Here is a 15,581-nt window from a genome sequence, read left to right as displayed (position 1 = left end):
GGCCGGGTGCGGGTGCGGAGGCGGGTGCGGAGGCGGGTGCGGAGGTGGGTGCGGAGGCGGGGGTGGGTGTGGGTGTGGGTGTGGGGGTGGGTGCGGAGGCGGGGGTGGGTGCGGGGGTGGGTGCGGAGGCGGGGGTGGGTGCGGGGGTCGGGGTGGTTGGCGGGGTGGGGTCAGTCGGAGGTGATTTGGGCGGTGCCTACTAGGACTTCTACGTCGAGGGCGGCGCGGCCGCGGCCGATCTCCACGTCCTTGGACTGGCCGGAGACGGCGCCGGACCAGGTGACGCGGCCGAGCTGGGCCTCGGTGTGGACCTGGACGTCGGAGCCGCGGCGGAGCGCGACCTGCGCCGTGCCGGACTCGACGCGGACGCGGGAGCGGCCCTTCGTGATCTGCGCGTCGAGCTGCGCGGAGCCGGCCTGGACCAGGACGTCGATCGGTCCGTCGACGTCCGCGACCTTCGCCGTACCGGCGGTGACGCGGACCCGGGTCAGACCGGGCAGCCGCTCGGCGTTCACGCTGCCGCCGGTGACCTCGACCTCGACCTGGAGATGCGGATTGACCCGGATCGACAGTTCCTTGGCCAGCCCGTTCACGTGCGCCTTCAGGTCGGTCGGGTTCCGCAGCATGCTGAACCCGTCGATCGAGACGCCCATGTCGCCCTCGCTGCTGATCGCGAGCGTGTCGCCGTCGCGCTTGATCACGTGCGGACCGTCGACGGCGACGCCGTTCACCGCCGGTTCGCCGATCAGCCGCACCCGGCGGCCGATCGCCCGTACGGTCACCCGCTGCACCCCGGACGGGATCGGTACGTTGCTGTGCTCCTCCTCCTGCGCGGGCGCCTCGTCCTCGACGACCTCGCCCTGCGCGGCGTCCTGAACCGGCGCGTCCCGGACCGGCGACGGCTCTGCAGCAGCGTGCCGCCCGCCCGCCTCCCCGGTCGAAGCAGCCGGCCAAGCCCCCGGCTCAGCCCCGCCAGCCGCACCGGTCGCACCGGTCGCACCGGTCGCACCGGTCGCACCGGTCGCACCGGTGAAAGGGGAGTCGACGGCGTCGGCCCAGGTGTTCGGGCTCCGCTCGCCGTCGCTCGCGGACTCGCCGGACGCAGACTCGCCTGGCGTGGAGTTGCCGGCAACCGGAGCTTCGGGGGTCGGGGATGCCGGAGCTGCGGGGTCGGTGGCCTCGGGAGTGGACTTGATGGCGGCGATCAGCGTGGCGGCTTCCTCGGTCGAGAGGTGGCCGTTGGCGACGCGGTCCAGGATGTCCTTGACCTTCTCGTCGTAGCTCTGGTTGCTCATGTCTCCCAGTCCAGCACCCCGCCGGGTCGAAACCAATCGGGGAATCCCCCGAATTGCAGTGGTGCGGACCCCGGAAGGAGTCCGCACCACCCGCTCTCTATCACTTCGCAGCCCTGAACAGGGCTGGTTGTTGTCACGCCGCCGGCGTCATCTCCTCCTCCGCCAGCTCGTCCTGTACGGCGGCCAGCTCCGCCGCCTCGGTCTGCTCAGCAGCCCGCCGCGCCTTCAGACCGCGCAACCCGGTCAGCGCGATCACGAGACCGAGCGCCGCGATCCCGGCCACGACGCCGAGCCCGGCCTTGTACGCCGAGAGCACCCCGGTCGGTGCGCTGTCGCCGGCCGTCCTGCTGCTGATCACCGCGGTCACGATCGCCAGTACGACCGCGCCGCCGACCTGGTTGGAGGTGTTGAACAGCCCCGAGGCCAGCCCCTGCTCGTGGTCCGGGACCCCGGACACGGCCTGGATGTTCAGCGACGGGAACCCGATCGCGAACCCGAGACCGAGCAGCATGATGGTCGGAAACACGGTCGAGAAGTACGCCGACTCCGGGCCGATCCGCTGCGCGAGGGCGTACCCGGCGACGAACAGCGCCATCGCGACGATGATCATCTTCTCGGTACCGACCCGGTCGACGATCTTGCCGACGTTCGGCGACAGCGTGACGACCAGGATGCCGGCCGGCAGGAAGCCCAGCGCGGTCTGGAACGACGACCAGCCGAGCAGGTTCTGCAGGTACAGCGTGCCGATCAGCTGGAAGGCGACGTACGAACCGAAGACGGTCAGGATGGCCAGGTTCGCGCGCCGCAGGGACGCGTTGCGCAGGATGCCGAGCCGGACGAGCGGGTGCTTGGTCCGCAGCTCGATCGCGACGAAGCCGGCCAGCAGCACGACCGCGAGCACGAACAGCCCGATGGTCTGCACCGAGATCCAGCCGGCGCTCTCGGCGCCGACGACCGCGTAGACCAGTGACAGCATGCCGCCGGTGACGGTGACCGCACCCGGTACGTCGTACCCGCCGGCGGCGTCGTCGCGCGGGCTGTTCGGGATCAGCTTGAGGCCGAACAGCAGCACGATCAGGGCGACCGGGCCGGGCATCAGGAAGGTCCAGCGCCAGCCGACCTCGGTGAGCGCGCCGCCGAGGATCAGGCCCATCGAGAAGCCGCTGGCCGCGCAGGTGGTGAAGATACTGAGGGCGCGGTTGCGATCCGGGCCTTCGTGGAACGTGGTGGTGATGATCGAGAGCGCCGCCGGGGCGGTGAACGCCGCGGCGATGCCCTTCACGAACCGCGCCGCGATGAGCAGTTCGGGGTTGCTCGCCAGTGAGCTCAGCATCGAGACGACCGCGAAGACGGCCAGTGCGATCAGGAAGACCCGGCGCCGGCCGAGCAGGTCGGCCGTCCGGCCGCCGAGCAGCAGCAAGCCGCCGTACCCGAGCACGTAGCCGGTCACGACCCACTGGAGAGAGGCAAGGGAGACGCCCAGGTCGGCGCCGATGGACGGCAGGGACATGCCGACCATGGAGACGTCCAGGCCATCGAGGAAGATCACGCCGCAGACCACCAGGAGCGCACCCCAGAGGCGCGCGTCCCAGGTCATGCGGGATGTGGTTTGCGTAGTCACGAGGAAGGACTATTCCATGCACATGCATCTAATGTCTAGGCATTAAATGCGTTTGCATAGATTGCGCGTGCATGCTATGGTCGCCGACATGACCGCTACGAAGGTCAGCGGTGGGACTGGTGAGACCACCGCCGATGTGCGCGAATGGCGCGAGTTGCTCGCCCGGCACGCGGATATGACGTGCGCCCTCGACAGGGCACTCCAGGCCGGCCACTCGCTGGGCATGAGTGAGTACGAGGTGCTCGAGCGGCTCGCCGAGCTCCCGGAGCACTCCGCCAAGGTCGCCACGATCGCGAAGTCGGTCCATCTCAGCCAGAGTGCGCTGTCGCGCGTGATCGGCCGCCTCGAGGTCGCCGGTCTGGTCGAGCGGCACATGTGCCCGGAGGACCGGCGCGCGGTGAACGTCCGGCTGACCGACGAGGGTCTGCACCGGCAGGCCGAGGCGCAGCCGACCCAGCGCAAGGTGCTCGCGCAGCGGCTGCACGCACCACTCGTGAAGACCTGTGGGCCTCTACCATCATCGGGTGAGTGAGACCTTCGAGGACGCCCGCGAGCTGATCGCGGATCTGCAGCGGATCGTGACGCCCGACGGCGTCCAGGAGAACTACCTACTGTCCGCCGGCGGCGTCGACCACTGGGTCTACGCACGCGGTCACGACCGCGCCAACCCGGTGATCCTGTTCATCCACGGCGGTCCTGCGTCGCCACTCGCCCCGGTCTCCTGGCAGTTCCAGCGCCCGGTCGAGGAGTACTTCACGGTCGTGACATACGACCAGCGGGCCGCCGGGCGCACCTTGCACACCGTCGATCCCGAGACGATCGCGGACACGCTGACAATCGCGCAGTACGTCGCCGACGCGATCGAGCTCGCCGAACAGATCCGCGACCGGTACGGCGTCGAGAAGCTCATTCTGCTCGGCCACAGCTGGGGCACGATCATCGCGACCCAGGCCGCCCTCGACCGACCCGACCTCTTCCACGCCTACGTCGGAATCGGCCAGATCGTCGATGGGCGCGCGAACGAGGAGTTGTGCTTCGAGTACGCGCTCGCGCAGGCCCGCGAGCACAACCACACCGAGGCGCTCGAACAGCTCGCGTCGATCGCACCGTACCCGGGTGACGAGCCGGTGACGCGGGAGCGGATCATCATCGCCCGCGACTGGGCGCAGTACCGCGGCGGACTCTCGGCGTATCGGGACAGCTCGTTGTACTTCTTCATGGCGGCGCTACTGTCGCCGGAGTACACGGTCGCGGAGGCCCAGGCGATGGGTGAGGGCAATGTGTTCACGCTCGGCCGGGTGCTCGGCGAGATGCTCCGGGTCGACTTCACTTCAGTGCACGAGTTCCCGATCCCGGTGCTGATGTTCCTCGGGCGGCACGACTACACGACCCCGACGGCGCCGGTCGAGGCGTGGTTCAATGCCGTCAAAGCGCCGTACAAGCAGGCGGTCTGGTTCGAGCACTCGGCACATCTGGCGCCGTGGGAAGAGCCGGGCAAGTTCCTCGTGAGTCTGCTGGCCCATCTACAGCGGTAAACCGGTTGCACCGGGAACATACGCTTCTGCACATGGAAGTCCGGGCTCACGGTGGACGCGAAACCTTCACGCTCGAGATGCCCGAGGACTTCTGGTTCCCGGACGTCGAGCCTGTACTGGAGGCGTTGAAGGACCAGCACGGCGTCGACGCGGTCGTCCTCGCGTGCGTAGCTGAGGACCCGATCACGTACCTGTTGCATCCCGGCAGCGAGGCGCCGGCCGACGACGAGCTGCCCGCGTGGACGCGGCCCGAGTGGTACGACGAGGCGCCGCCGTGGATCGCGGAGCAGGTCCAGGCAACCGGCCCGTGGCGGCAGCTCAAGTCCTGGGGTCTGTCCAACGTTCTGCGGATCCCGACCGCCGACGGAGACGTTTATTTCAAGGCGCTTTCGCGGGCCTCGACCCGGCCGGACGCGCTCCCGTTCCTGTTCGCGCACGAGCCGCGGTTCCTGCAGCGCGCGTCCACCGATCGCCCCGGCGAGGTGCCTGCGCCGATCGCCGTCGACGAGCGGCGCGGCTGGATGTTGCTGCCCGACCTCGGTACGCCGCTCGCGAACGAGGACGACGTCGCGCTCTGGATCGATGCCGTACGCAACCATGCGCGATTGCAGCGGAGCTACGTCGACGACCCCGAACGGCTGCTGTCGTACAGCTGCGCGGACCGGCGGCTTTCCGTACTCGATGTCGAGCTGGACCGGCTGCTCGAGCCGAACGCGCTGACCCGGCGCCTCGAGCCGACGGACCTTGCGAAATTGCCGGACCGCGCGAAGCAGTTGCGCGAGGCAATCAACGAGCTGGCGGCGACCGGTGTCCCGGAGACCTTGCTGCACGGCGATCTGCACCCGCGGAACCTGGCGGTCCGGGACGGGAAGGTGCTCGCGTTCGACTGGACCGACGCGGCGCTTGCGCATCCGTTCCTGGACCTGGTGACGTTCGTCGAGAAGAGCTCGCCGCTGTCCGCGGACCCGCGGGTGCGGGAGGCGTACCTGAGCGAGTGGGAAGAGTACGCCGCGCCGGCTGACCTCGCGCGTGCGCTGTTGCTGGCCGAGGAGCTTGGCACGCTCTATCAGGCGATCACGTACCTGCACCTGGTCGATCACCTCACCGGTCCGAGCCAGCAGTCGATGCTCCGCGGCGGCGACCACTGGATGCGGAAGCTGCTAGCGGCACAGGACGTCTAGCTGGCTGCGCAGGACGACTAGCTAAACGGTGCAGGACGGCTAGCTAGCGGTGCAGGACGGCTAGCTGGTTGCGCATGCCGCGGCGTACGGGTGGATCCAGGTAGCGGTCCCAGGTCGGGTGCCGTTCGCCGCGGAGCATGGCGTAGTAGGCGAGGGCCTCGGACAGCGCGGCCTCGCGGAGGTAGCCGCGGGCCAGCGGCTGCTTACCGCGCCCGTTCGGCCGCGGGCGGCGTTCGTAGGCGGCGTTCGCGGTGAAGATGCCGAGGCCGTAGAACACCGTGATCAGGTCGGTCAGCGGCTCGTGGTCGGGCCGGCGCCAGAGCGTGATCCGGCCGCTGCCGAGCAGGAGCTCGTGGCCGACCTCGTGTGCGTAGATCGCCGTCAGCGCGACCGGATCGGCCGCGAGCCCCGGCGCCAGCTCGATCTGGTTCTGCCCGTCGCCACGAATCCAGCGGCCGGACTGCTCCTTCACCATCAGCCGGTTCACCGGACGCCGGACTCCGTTCAGCGCGAAGCTCAGACCGCACTGTCCGGGCTGCAGATCCATCCGGTCGTCGATACGCCCACACAGTGCGCCGGCGGCGGCCTCGGTTCCGTCGTACCCGTCCGGGATGACGTCCGCGGGCAGGACGATCGGCCGCAGCAGGACGTCCCGGCCGAACTCCGCAATCAGCCAGTCCATCGACGTACGGATCCAGCGCCGGCTGCCACCCGGCAACCGCTCGCGGGGTGCCTTCAACTGGGACCGCACCTGCTGACTGCGGCGGATCATCCCGATCGGATTCCTCACCCGCCCGATCATGCCTGCCCGACGCCGCAGTGAAACCTTCCGGTTCCTTTGCGTCACCGAACCTTGACAGCGCCGGCCGTCAGGCGCCGGCCTGGATGGCGGCGAGCTCGGCGTCCTTCACCAGTCCCGCGAGCCGGGCGAACGTGCGGATCCGGACCGTACGGTCGAGCTCGGTCGGCAGCGCCGGGAGCACCGACTCCGGCCACAACCGATGCCGGCGGAAGCAGTACGCCGCCAGCGCATCGGAGGCACCGCGCTCCCCCAGGTACCCGAGGCTCTGCAGCATCGAGCGCCGGCCGGGGACCCGCTCGACCGCCTGGTTGGCGAGGAAGATGCCGAAGCCGTGGAAGATCGCGAACAGGTCCGTCACCGCCTCGGCGTCCGCGCGGCTGCGATCCATCAGGTGGTAGCCCCAGAGCACCTCGTGCCCGAGTTCGTGGGCGGTCGCGGCGACCACTGCGGCGGGGTCGGCCAAAGTGCTTGCCGAGAGCATCACGGCGGTGCCGTCGAAGCCGCCGGACCGCAGGTCCATCCAGGCCGCGCGCGATCTGCTGCCGGCCGGTGGGGACCAGACCTCCGCAGCACGTTCGGACAGCTCGGCGCGACGAGCCCGATCGGTTTCCTGGAGGATCGCGGTGCTCCGTTTCAGCTCGACCGCAAGCTCGCGTTCGGCGAGCACCTCGATCTCCGGTGCGTATCCGGCGGCGGCCAGCGCGTCGACCTCCGCGGAGGTCATCGTTGCCCGGAGCCCCGAAATCGCGATCAGGTCGGCGCTCTGCTCGGCGTTCAGCCGGCGTACGGCGGTGCTCCGCGCGGCCTCGCGGACCTGCTCCATCCGGAAGCTGAACCGGATCCGGTCGTCCGGTACCTCCATCCAGGCGCAGACCTTCAGACAGAGCTCACGCGCCGCGCGCTCCGAACGGTCGTACCCGGACGGCACGAAGGCGCTCGGCAGCACCGGACGACGGCGTAGCGGCTCGACACCGAACCGGCCGATCAGCCAGTCCAGCGATTCCTCGATCCAGCGCTCCGGACCACCGGGCAACATCACCTTCGGCCCGTAGAGCAGGTCCCGCTCATGCTGCCGCCGGCGCCATGCACCGATCAGATTCATACCGAAACTGACGCGAGGCCCGAGCCCCCCGTTCCATCAGAAATATTGCAGAACGATCACCACTCTGTATCTGATGCCGCGACTCCGTCGCGGCGGGTCATGGGGCTGGAACTCCCGGCACAGTCGGTGGACCGGCGGTCAGCTCGTCGAGGCGGGACTTGAAGCGGGCTCGGGGTACTGGGTCGAGGGTCTCGTGCCAGGGCGGGAGTAGTGGACCGTCGGCGGTGCGGCGGTGTTGCTGGAAGCGGTACAGCGCGAGAGCCTCAGCGATGGCGCGTTCGCCGAGGTAGCCGGAGGTGTGGACCCACTCGTCGTCGAGCGTCGTCTCGTCCACAGCGGCGTTCACGAGCACGATGCCGAACCCGTGGAACAGCGCACACAGATCGGTCAGCGGCTCCTCCAGCGGCCCGGTGGCCCAGGGCGGAGCGTCCCTGGACAGCAGTTCATGGCCGAGCTCGTGAGCGACCGCGGCGAGCAGCTTCACTGGATCGGCGAGGACGTCGGACCGCAGCAGTACGGCACAGTGTCCCGGGATCGGGTCGACGCCCGGACAATCCGCACCGAGATCGACCCACCGCCCGAGCGCCGAGCCCGGAAGCGCAGTCCCCGTCGCCGTACGGACGGCCCGCGGATCGGACGCGGCCAGCAGACAGCGCACCACTTCCGCGCCGAACTCGCCTGCGCCCAGGCGACGTACCAGGAACGGCAGCAGGCTGTCGCCGTCGTCGTCGGGCAGCTCCGCCTCGATGATCCGGTCGACCTGTTCGAACGACGCTGTGCCCAGGCGGTTCGAGTGCGTCCGTACGGCGGCCAGATCGCCGGGCGACGAGCCTCGCGAGAACGGGTGCTCGGGGTCGACGTACACGTCGAGCATCGCCGATCCGAGCAGCTCGGCCGCCTCGCTCACCTTCTCGAGCCGGAAGCTGAAGTGCACCCGCTCCGGATCCACCCCCATCCGCTCACACACCTGCACGCACACCGCCCGCGCCGCCGCGTCCGAGCCGTCGTACCCAGCCGGTACGAACTCGGCCGGCACCACGACGGGCCGCCGCAGCACGTCCGCGCCGAAGTGCTCGACGAGCAGCTGGAACGACGCCTCGACCCACCGCCGCGGCCCACCGGGCAACACAACCTTCGGCGCCCGCACCAGGTCCTCTCCCATGCCGACTCGGACGGGACCAACCGCCGTCCTGGTTCCGTCTACTTCAGGAGGAGCTTGCCGAGGCGGCGGGAGGCTACGTACATACCGAGGGTGCCCATGGCGGCGAGGTAGAGGGCGTGCACGATCAGGAACCAGCCGACGTTGCCGGTACTGAAGGCGCGCTCAAGGACGACGCCCTGGTAGAGCGGGGTGAGCTCGACCAGCCAGCGGATCGCGCCCGGGTACGTCTCGACCGGGTAGAACGTCGCCGAGAACAGGAACATCGGCATGATCGCCAGCTGCACGAACTCGAAGTCCTGCCAGCTGCGCATGAACGTGGTCAGCGCCATCCCGGCGCCGGCGAACGCGAACCCGATCAGCACCGCGGCCGGCAGCGCGAGCAGCGCCCACCACGACGAGATCAGCCCCATGATCAGCATCACGACCACGAACATCGCCGAGTAGATCGCCCCGCGCAGCAGCGCCCAGGTGACCTCGCCGGTCGCCACGTCCCACGGCCGCAGCGGGGTGGCGAGGATCGAGTCGTACAACTTGGCGTACTTCATCCGGAAGAAGATGTTGTACGTCGAGTCGAAGATCGCACCGTTCATCGCGGAGCTGGCGAGCATCGCCGGCGCGACGAACGCGGCGTACGCGATCGTGCTGCCGTCGGCCAGCGTGAACGAGCCGACCAGGTGCGCGACGCCGACCCCGATCGAGAGCAGGTAGAACACCGGCTCGAAGAAGCCCGACAGGAACACCACCCAGGAGCGGCGGTAGAGCATGAAGTTCCGCTCGACGATGTGCCGGCCGCCACTCAGCCGCACCGGAACAGGCAGCACCCGCGCTGCAATAGTGGTCATGGGGCCTCCCGGCCTGGACTGAGGAGCGGAGGGAGCGAAGCGACCGGAGCGACGAGGGAAGGCCGGGAGTCACAGCCCCATGACCCGCCGCGACGGAGTCGCGGCATATGCACAGCCATCAGCCGACCAGCTTCTTGGTGAAGCCGCGGACGGCGAGGCGGGTGCCGACCGCGAACCATGCCAGCAGGTAGACGATGTTGACGAGGGCGAGCCACGGGTTCACCGAGCCGAGGCTGAGGCTGCGGGACAGGTCGACCGCGTGCCACAGCGGGCTCACGTACGCGAGCCACTCGATCCAGTCAGGCAGCTGGGAGACCGGGAAGAACGCGCCGGAGAACAGGAACGCCGGCACCACCCCGAACCGGAACACCATCGCGAAACCGGAGTCGTTCTCGAGGGTCGTCGCGTACGCCGCGATCGGGGCGGCGGCCGCCATCCCGACGAGCAACGCAACCGGCAGCCCGAGGATCCCGAGCGGCGAGCGCAGTCCGCCGAACAGCGCGATGATCACCAGGAACACCGTGCACGAGCTGAGCACCCGGAACGCGATGAACGCGAGCTGCCCGTACACCACGTCGGCGGGCCGCAGCGGCGTCGCGATCATCGAGTGGAAGAACTTCTGCCACTTCAGCCCGCTCATCACCGGGTACGTCGCCTCGCCGACCGCGATCTGCAGCGCGGTCGAGGCGAGCAGCCCGGGCGCGATGAACTGCAGGTAGCTGACGCCACCGAGCGCACCGGTCCCGTTGCTGTCGACGAACGAGCCGAGCCCGATCCCCATCGCGGCCAGGTAGAGCATCGGCAGCAGGAAGCTGCTGATCATCGTGCCCTTCCAGGTCCGCTTGTAGACGGTCAGCCAGTAGTCGAACATCCGGCGCCCGTTCTCAACTGCGGTGGTCATCGGGCCTCCCGTCCTGGACTGAGGAGCGGAGGGAGCGCAGCGACCGGAGCGACGAGGGAAGGACGGGAGTTACAGCCCGATGACCCGTCGCGACGGAGTCGCGACATTTGTACTGCCATCAGTCGACCAGCGTTCGGCCGGTGAGTCTGAGGAAGACGTCCTCCAGGGTTGACCGGCGCACCAGTACGGCGGCCGGCTCGAGGCCGCGCTCGTGCACCTGGGCGACCGCGCGCTCGCCGTCGTCGGTGTAGAGCAGCAGCCGGTCCGGCAGCACCTCGATGCGCTGCGCGAGGTCCGCGACCTTGCCGGCCAGCGCGTCGTGGTCGGCCAGCATCACGTCCGGCCCGAACCGCAGCTCGGTCACCTCACGCGTCGAGTAGTCGCGGATCAGCTCCGCGGGCGACCCCTCGGCCGCGATCAGGCCGCCGTCCATCACCACGAGCCGGTCGCACAGCTGCTCGGCCTCGTCCATGTAGTGGGTGGTGATGATCAGCGTGACACCGGCCTGTTTGAGCCGGAACAGCTTGTCCCACAGCAGGTGCCGCGCCTGCGGATCGAGGCCGGTGGTCGGCTCGTCGAGCAGCAGCAGGTCCGGCTTGCTGACCAGCGAGCGCGCGATCGTCAGCCGGCGCTTCATGCCGCCGGACAGCTCGTCGACCTTGACCTTCGCCTTCTCGGTGAGCGCCACGAACTCGAGCAGTTCGTCCGCGCGGCTGCGGCACTCGGCCCGGCTGAGACCGAAGTACCGCCCGTAGATCGTCAGGTTCTCCCGGACCGAGAGCTCGGTGTCGAGCGTGTCGTCCTGCGGGCAGACGCCGAGCCGGCCGCGGATCGCCGGGCCGTCGGTGGCCGGGTCCATCCCGAGGATCCGGAGTGTGCCGCCGCTGGTCGGCGAGACCGCACCGATCATCCGCATCGTCGACGACTTGCCCGCGCCGTTCGGCCCCAGGAACCCGAACGCCTCGCCGCGCCACACGTCCAGGTCGATGCCACGGACCGCCTCGAAGTCGCCGTACGACTTCCGCAGCCCGCGGACGTGCACCAGAGAATCACTCACCTGCCCGACACTAGACGGCCATTCGGACAGTTTCCTGTTTGTTTACGAATGATCGGGCTTTGATGCCGAATGACCGAGCTTTCGGACGGCGTACGCGCGCACTCCGGCAGCCAGCCACTCGGGCAGCTCCGCGTCCACCAGTTCGATGATCGCTCGCTGATCGGCGTTCTCGATCAGGACGTCGCCGAGCGCGTAGTACGACGAGGGCGTCGCGGGCCACAACTCCAGTACGCCCTGGTAGTGCTGCTCGATCAGCTCGAGCCCCTCCTGCGAATCCGGCTGTACGCCGCGATCCCGGGCCGCAGCCATCCGCAGCAGCAGCCGACGGCCCTCGTCGCCGAGTCGCTCGTAGTCGTCCCGGGTCCACCCCGCGGTCTCCTCCACCGCCTTCTCGAATCCGTCGGCAGCGGCCTCGCCGAACCGTGCGGCCAGGTCGTCGCGCAACCGCGTCCGTGCCTCCGAGAGCCCGGTGAAGAAGTCCTCGTCGGTGACCGTCTCGTCACCCGACAGCCCGTCGATCGTCCGCTCGATCGCGCCGAGCACGGCATCCAGCCGCTGCCGCTCCTGCAGCAACTGCTCGCGATGTCCTTGCAGCGCGGTGACCTCGTCCTCCTGCTCGTCCAGGATCCGCGCAATCGACGGCAGCGGTACATCGAGCTCGCGGAGCAGCAGGATCCGTTGCAGGCGGAGGAGTTCGGGACGGCCGTAGTACCGGTAGCCGTTGGTGGCGACGCGGCCGGGCGGGAGCAGGCCGATGGCGTCGTAGTGCCGCAGGGTCCGGACCGAGACTCCGGCGAGCCGCGCCGCCTCGCTGACCGTGCGCTCCACGACACCTCCGGAAATCGGGTTGGAGTATGACGTTACGTCACCCTTTAGCGTCCGGGACATGGCATTCACGATCCTGCACACCCGACTGGCCGATCGCGGTACGGCGCTGTCCGCGGACTGTCTGCGGGTCGCGGACGGTCGCATCGTGGCGATCGGCGGCCCGGAGATCGCGCAGCCGGGCGACGTACTCGTCGACGGCACCGGCGCGACGCTGCTCCCCGGGCTGATCGACTCGCACGTCCACCTGGCGCCGGGCAGTACGCAGCTCGCGGCGACGTACGGGGTAACGACGCAGCTGGACATGTTCAGCATGCCGGAGGTCATCGCCGGGGAGACGCCGCGGTCCGCGTTCTTCACATCGAGCATCGGCGCGACCGCACCGGGCGGGCACCCGACGATGGCATTCCCGCCGTTCCCGTACGTGACCGGGCCGGAGGACGCGAAGCAGTTCGTCGCGGGCCGGATCGCCGAGGGTGCTGACCACCTCAAGCTGATCTACGACGACGGCTCGGGCGCAATGATGAACATCCCGACACTGACGTCCTCCACTGTGCGGGCGCTGGCCGACGAGGCACACGCTCACGGACTCACGGTGGTGGCGCACGTGTCGACCGCGGCCGGTGCGGTAGCGGTTGTCGAGTGCGGCGTCGACGTACTCGCGCATGTGCCGTCCGACCTCATGTCTCCTGCCGACCTCGATGCTGTTGCTGGTGTTGCGGTGATTGCGACGCTCGGTGTCGGCGTGGACGGGTTCAACGGCCCATCTGGACACCTGCCGTTGCTGGACGAGCCAGAGCTGATGTCGCGCATGCCCGCGCGGTGGCGGAGGGTTCTGGACCACCAGTCCCGTCGCTGGATGCCACCGCACCCACCAGACGGTGCAGCGGCCCGGGCGAACACGCTGGCGTTGCTGCGGGCCGGCGTACGAGTTCTAGCTGGGACGGACGCGCCTAACCCGGGTCAGGTGTTCGGAGCGTCGCTGCATCGAGAGCTGGTGCATCTGGTGGCTGCCGGGCTGTCACCGGCACAGGCGGTTGTTGCTGCGGCCAGTGCGCCCGCTGAGGTGTTCCAACTGACCGACCGGGGGCGGTTGGCAGTCGGTGCACGTGCTGACCTGTTGCTGGTCGACGGGGACCCACTGGCTGACATCACTGCCACACAACGGATCCGGCAGACCTGGGTCGGCGGTGACGCACCTGTGGACTACGCAGGTACAGACGGGGAGCTCGCAGGGATCCGCTTCCTCGGTGAGACCACGTCGCGGATCATCAAGGCGCTCAAGGAGCAGTGGCCAGGGTTCCCAGCACCTGAGGACGTGGTGCGAGAGGACGGGGAGGTGCTGGGTCGAGTGGTGCCGGGAGCGGGCGGGTGGTTGCCAACGACCGTCTTCGGCGCAGCACTCGGTCCCGCTGGTGAGAAGGCCACCGCCGTACAGACCGTCGAGTCAGAAGGACTGGCGTGCCTCACCGAGACCTGGTGGGCGCGCACCGACGCGGACTGGCAGGAGGCCGTGCTGATGGAAGCGCAGCCGGAGCGGGTCCGGCTGCGCTGGAAGGATCCGTTGCTGGAACAGCCGCCGTCAGGACGCTGGCTCGACCTGACCGACGTCGACCTGTCCCGTCAGCCGCGTCCTACATAAGGCATCCCGGCGGCCATCACGGTCAGCGTCGGTACGGCGACCGATGTCGGCAGCTCCGCGATCCGGACCACGAAGTCCGCCACGATCTTCGGGTCGAACGTCGGCTCGGTCGCGATCGATCCGTCCGGCTGGAGCACGCCCTGCTCCATCCGGGCGGTCATCGCGGTCGCCGCGTTGCCGATATCGATCTGGCAGGCGGTGATGCCGTGCGGGCGGCCCTCGAGTTCGAGGCCCTTCGTCAGGCCGCTGATCGCGTGCTTGCTCGCGGTGTAGGCGATCCCCTGCGGCCGCGGTACGTGCGCCGAGATCGACCCGTTGTTGATGATCCGGCCGCCCTTCGGGTCCTGCCGCAGCATCAGGTCGTACGCCGCCTGCGCACACAGGAACGACCCGGTCAGGTTGGTGTCCACGACCCGGCGCCAGTCGGCTTCCTGTACGTCCTGCACCGCCGCGGCCCGCGACCCGGTGCCGGCGTTGTTCACCAGTACGTCGATCCGCTCCAGCCCACCGAAGAACTCCCGCACCGCGGCACCGTCGGCCACGTCGAGCACGGCGTACCGCACCTGGTCGCCACCGAGCTCGACCGTCTCCCTCAGCTTCTCCTCGGTCCGGCCGGTCACCCACACCTGATACCCGGCCCCGGCCAGTGCGAGCGCCATCTCACGCCCGAGCCCCGACCCACCTCCGGTCACCACTGCAACCCGCGTCATACCGTCACCCTTCTGCCTCGTCGATCTGCCGTCCAGGATGGCAGCAACGCGGCCGCGACGACCGTCAGTACGAGGAACTCCAGCCATACACCCCAGCCGAGCGGAGGCACCAGCTCCTCTGTGAGGTTCCAGGCGGCGTGCACGAGGATCGCCGCCGGTACGCCACCACGCAGCCGCTCGCTGACGTACAGCATGACGAAGCTGAGCGGGAACAGCTCCAGGAAGAACGTCAGCCCCTGCTGCGTGAACAGGCCGTCGTCGTGCTGCCCTGTGCCGTTGAGGAAGTACAGCGGCAGATGCCACACACCCCAGGCCGCTCCAAGCACCAGGGTGGTCCCGACCGGCCCGAAGTGCTCCCGGAGCCGCGGCTGCACGTACCCACGCCAGCCGAACTCCTCAGCGACCGGCCCGGCCAGGAACGTGTAGGCCGCTGCACCAAGCACACCGCCCGCTCCCGAGATGACGGATGCGGCGTGGTCGGGCAGCGCGGGCAGGTCCCCCATCAACGCACACGCCACGAGCGGCGGCAGCGCACCGAGTACGACAGACGTCACCAGCCACACGGGCGACCACCGGACGACCCGTCGCCGCTCCCGGTGCCGCAGCCACAGCACCAGTGCGGCCAGCGACGGCCCCGACGCCGCGAGCGAGAACACGAGCATGCCCGCGCCATCGTCAAGGTCCGCCCCGAGCACACCGAGGACTGCCCACGGCACCCAGGTCAGGACGAGACAGACAACTCCGAACTCCACCAGCCGTCGCTTGTTCACCGCCCAAGCCTCGGTAACACACAGCGACCGGAACAGGGTGCTGGGCCGACCATGCCGGTGTGGCCAGCACCACCATTTGCCGGATTCGCGTCACAGAACGCCACCCTCGTGCGTCGGAAGAGTGTCAGTACCCACT

At 69.2% G+C, this 15,581-nt stretch carries 15 protein-coding genes; 4 read left to right on the top strand and 11 right to left on the bottom strand.

From position 1 onward, the window contains the following. Positions 1 to 170 precede the first annotated feature (170 nt). Both ACGFI6_RS34035 and ACGFI6_RS34030 read right to left on the bottom strand, forming a co-directional pair. Complete coding sequence (locus ACGFI6_RS34035) at positions 171 to 1,295, bottom strand: hypothetical protein (RefSeq protein ID WP_393125983.1); 1,125 nt, start codon at positions 1,293 to 1,295, stop codon at positions 171 to 173. Between the two features lie 133 nt (positions 1,296 to 1,428). Then, complete coding sequence (locus ACGFI6_RS34030; protein ID WP_393125981.1) at positions 1,429 to 2,892, bottom strand: MFS transporter; 1,464 nt, start codon at positions 2,890 to 2,892, stop codon at positions 1,429 to 1,431. 112 nt (positions 2,893 to 3,004) lie between these two features. On the opposite strand from ACGFI6_RS34030, the gene ACGFI6_RS34025 reads away from it, so the two are divergent. Genes ACGFI6_RS34025 through ACGFI6_RS34015 form a run of 3 tightly spaced genes read left to right on the top strand, consistent with a single transcriptional unit; the run spans position 3,005 to position 5,632 of the window. Next, a complete protein-coding gene (locus ACGFI6_RS34025) occupies positions 3,005 to 3,448 on the top strand; it encodes a MarR family winged helix-turn-helix transcriptional regulator (RefSeq protein WP_393125979.1) in 444 nt (147 codons plus the stop codon). Then, positions 3,441 to 4,451, top strand: a complete 1,011-nt coding sequence (locus ACGFI6_RS34020) for an alpha/beta fold hydrolase (protein ID WP_393125978.1) — start codon at positions 3,441 to 3,443, stop codon at positions 4,449 to 4,451. Before ACGFI6_RS34025 ends, ACGFI6_RS34020 begins: the two co-directional genes overlap by 8 nt. Before the next feature lie 32 nt (positions 4,452 to 4,483). Next, positions 4,484 to 5,632 carry an aminoglycoside phosphotransferase family protein gene (locus ACGFI6_RS34015; protein ID WP_393125976.1) on the top strand — a complete coding sequence of 383 codons (1,149 nt, stop codon included), beginning with the start codon at positions 4,484 to 4,486 and terminating at the stop codon, positions 5,630 to 5,632. Between the two features lie 43 nt (positions 5,633 to 5,675). On the opposite strand, the gene ACGFI6_RS34010 is transcribed toward ACGFI6_RS34015, so the two are convergent. The 7 genes from ACGFI6_RS34010 to ACGFI6_RS33980 all read right to left on the bottom strand — a co-directional run bounded on the left by ACGFI6_RS34010 (position 5,676) and on the right by ACGFI6_RS33980 (position 12,326). Beyond that, positions 5,676 to 6,422, bottom strand: coding sequence for a hypothetical protein (locus ACGFI6_RS34010; RefSeq protein WP_393125974.1), 747 nt, complete (start codon positions 6,420 to 6,422; stop codon positions 5,676 to 5,678). A gap of 79 nt (positions 6,423 to 6,501) precedes the next feature. Then, on the bottom strand, positions 6,502 to 7,536 hold the full coding sequence (locus ACGFI6_RS34005) for a hypothetical protein (protein WP_393125972.1): 1,035 nt from the start codon (positions 7,534 to 7,536) through the stop codon (positions 6,502 to 6,504). A 97-nt stretch (positions 7,537 to 7,633) separates the two neighbouring features. After that, entirely contained in the window at positions 7,634 to 8,698 is a 1,065-nt protein-coding gene (locus ACGFI6_RS34000; protein ID WP_393125970.1) for a hypothetical protein, read from the bottom strand. Positions 8,699 to 8,736: 38 nt separating this feature from the next. Then, positions 8,737 to 9,540, bottom strand: a complete 804-nt coding sequence (locus ACGFI6_RS33995) for an ABC transporter permease (RefSeq protein ID WP_393125968.1) — start codon at positions 9,538 to 9,540, stop codon at positions 8,737 to 8,739. A 118-nt stretch (positions 9,541 to 9,658) separates the two neighbouring features. Beyond that, positions 9,659 to 10,441, bottom strand: coding sequence for an ABC transporter permease (locus ACGFI6_RS33990; RefSeq protein ID WP_393125966.1), 783 nt, complete (start codon positions 10,439 to 10,441; stop codon positions 9,659 to 9,661). Between the two features lie 118 nt (positions 10,442 to 10,559). Next, positions 10,560 to 11,498: an ABC transporter ATP-binding protein gene (locus tag ACGFI6_RS33985; protein ID WP_393125964.1), complete on the bottom strand. Its 939-nt coding sequence runs from the start codon at positions 11,496 to 11,498 to the stop codon at positions 10,560 to 10,562. A gap of 42 nt (positions 11,499 to 11,540) precedes the next feature. Continuing rightward, entirely contained in the window at positions 11,541 to 12,326 is a 786-nt protein-coding gene (locus ACGFI6_RS33980) for a MerR family transcriptional regulator (protein WP_393125962.1), read from the bottom strand. A gap of 58 nt (positions 12,327 to 12,384) precedes the next feature. Here ACGFI6_RS33980 and ACGFI6_RS33975 point away from each other — a divergent pair, with 58 nt between their 5' ends. Next, positions 12,385 to 13,965: an amidohydrolase family protein gene (locus ACGFI6_RS33975; protein ID WP_393125960.1), complete on the top strand. Its 1,581-nt coding sequence runs from the start codon at positions 12,385 to 12,387 to the stop codon at positions 13,963 to 13,965. Here ACGFI6_RS33975 and ACGFI6_RS33970 read toward each other — a convergent pair. Further along, positions 13,947 to 14,675 carry an SDR family oxidoreductase gene (locus ACGFI6_RS33970; RefSeq protein ID WP_393125958.1) on the bottom strand — a complete coding sequence of 243 codons (729 nt, stop codon included), beginning with the start codon at positions 14,673 to 14,675 and terminating at the stop codon, positions 13,947 to 13,949. The two genes, ACGFI6_RS33975 and ACGFI6_RS33970, sit on opposite strands and share 19 nt — an antisense overlap. Beyond that, positions 14,672 to 15,445: a CPBP family intramembrane glutamic endopeptidase gene (locus ACGFI6_RS33965; protein WP_393125956.1), complete on the bottom strand. Its 774-nt coding sequence runs from the start codon at positions 15,443 to 15,445 to the stop codon at positions 14,672 to 14,674. The genes ACGFI6_RS33970 and ACGFI6_RS33965 overlap by 4 nt, the downstream gene beginning before the upstream one ends. Between the last annotated feature and the right edge of the window lie 136 nt (positions 15,446 to 15,581).

Source organism: Kribbella sp. NPDC048928, from assembly GCF_043197975.1.
Classification (GTDB): Bacteria; Actinomycetota; Actinomycetes; order Propionibacteriales; family Kribbellaceae; genus Kribbella.
The sequence above is the reverse complement of the archived record's forward strand: the minus strand, read 5'-3'. Positions and strand labels throughout refer to the sequence as shown.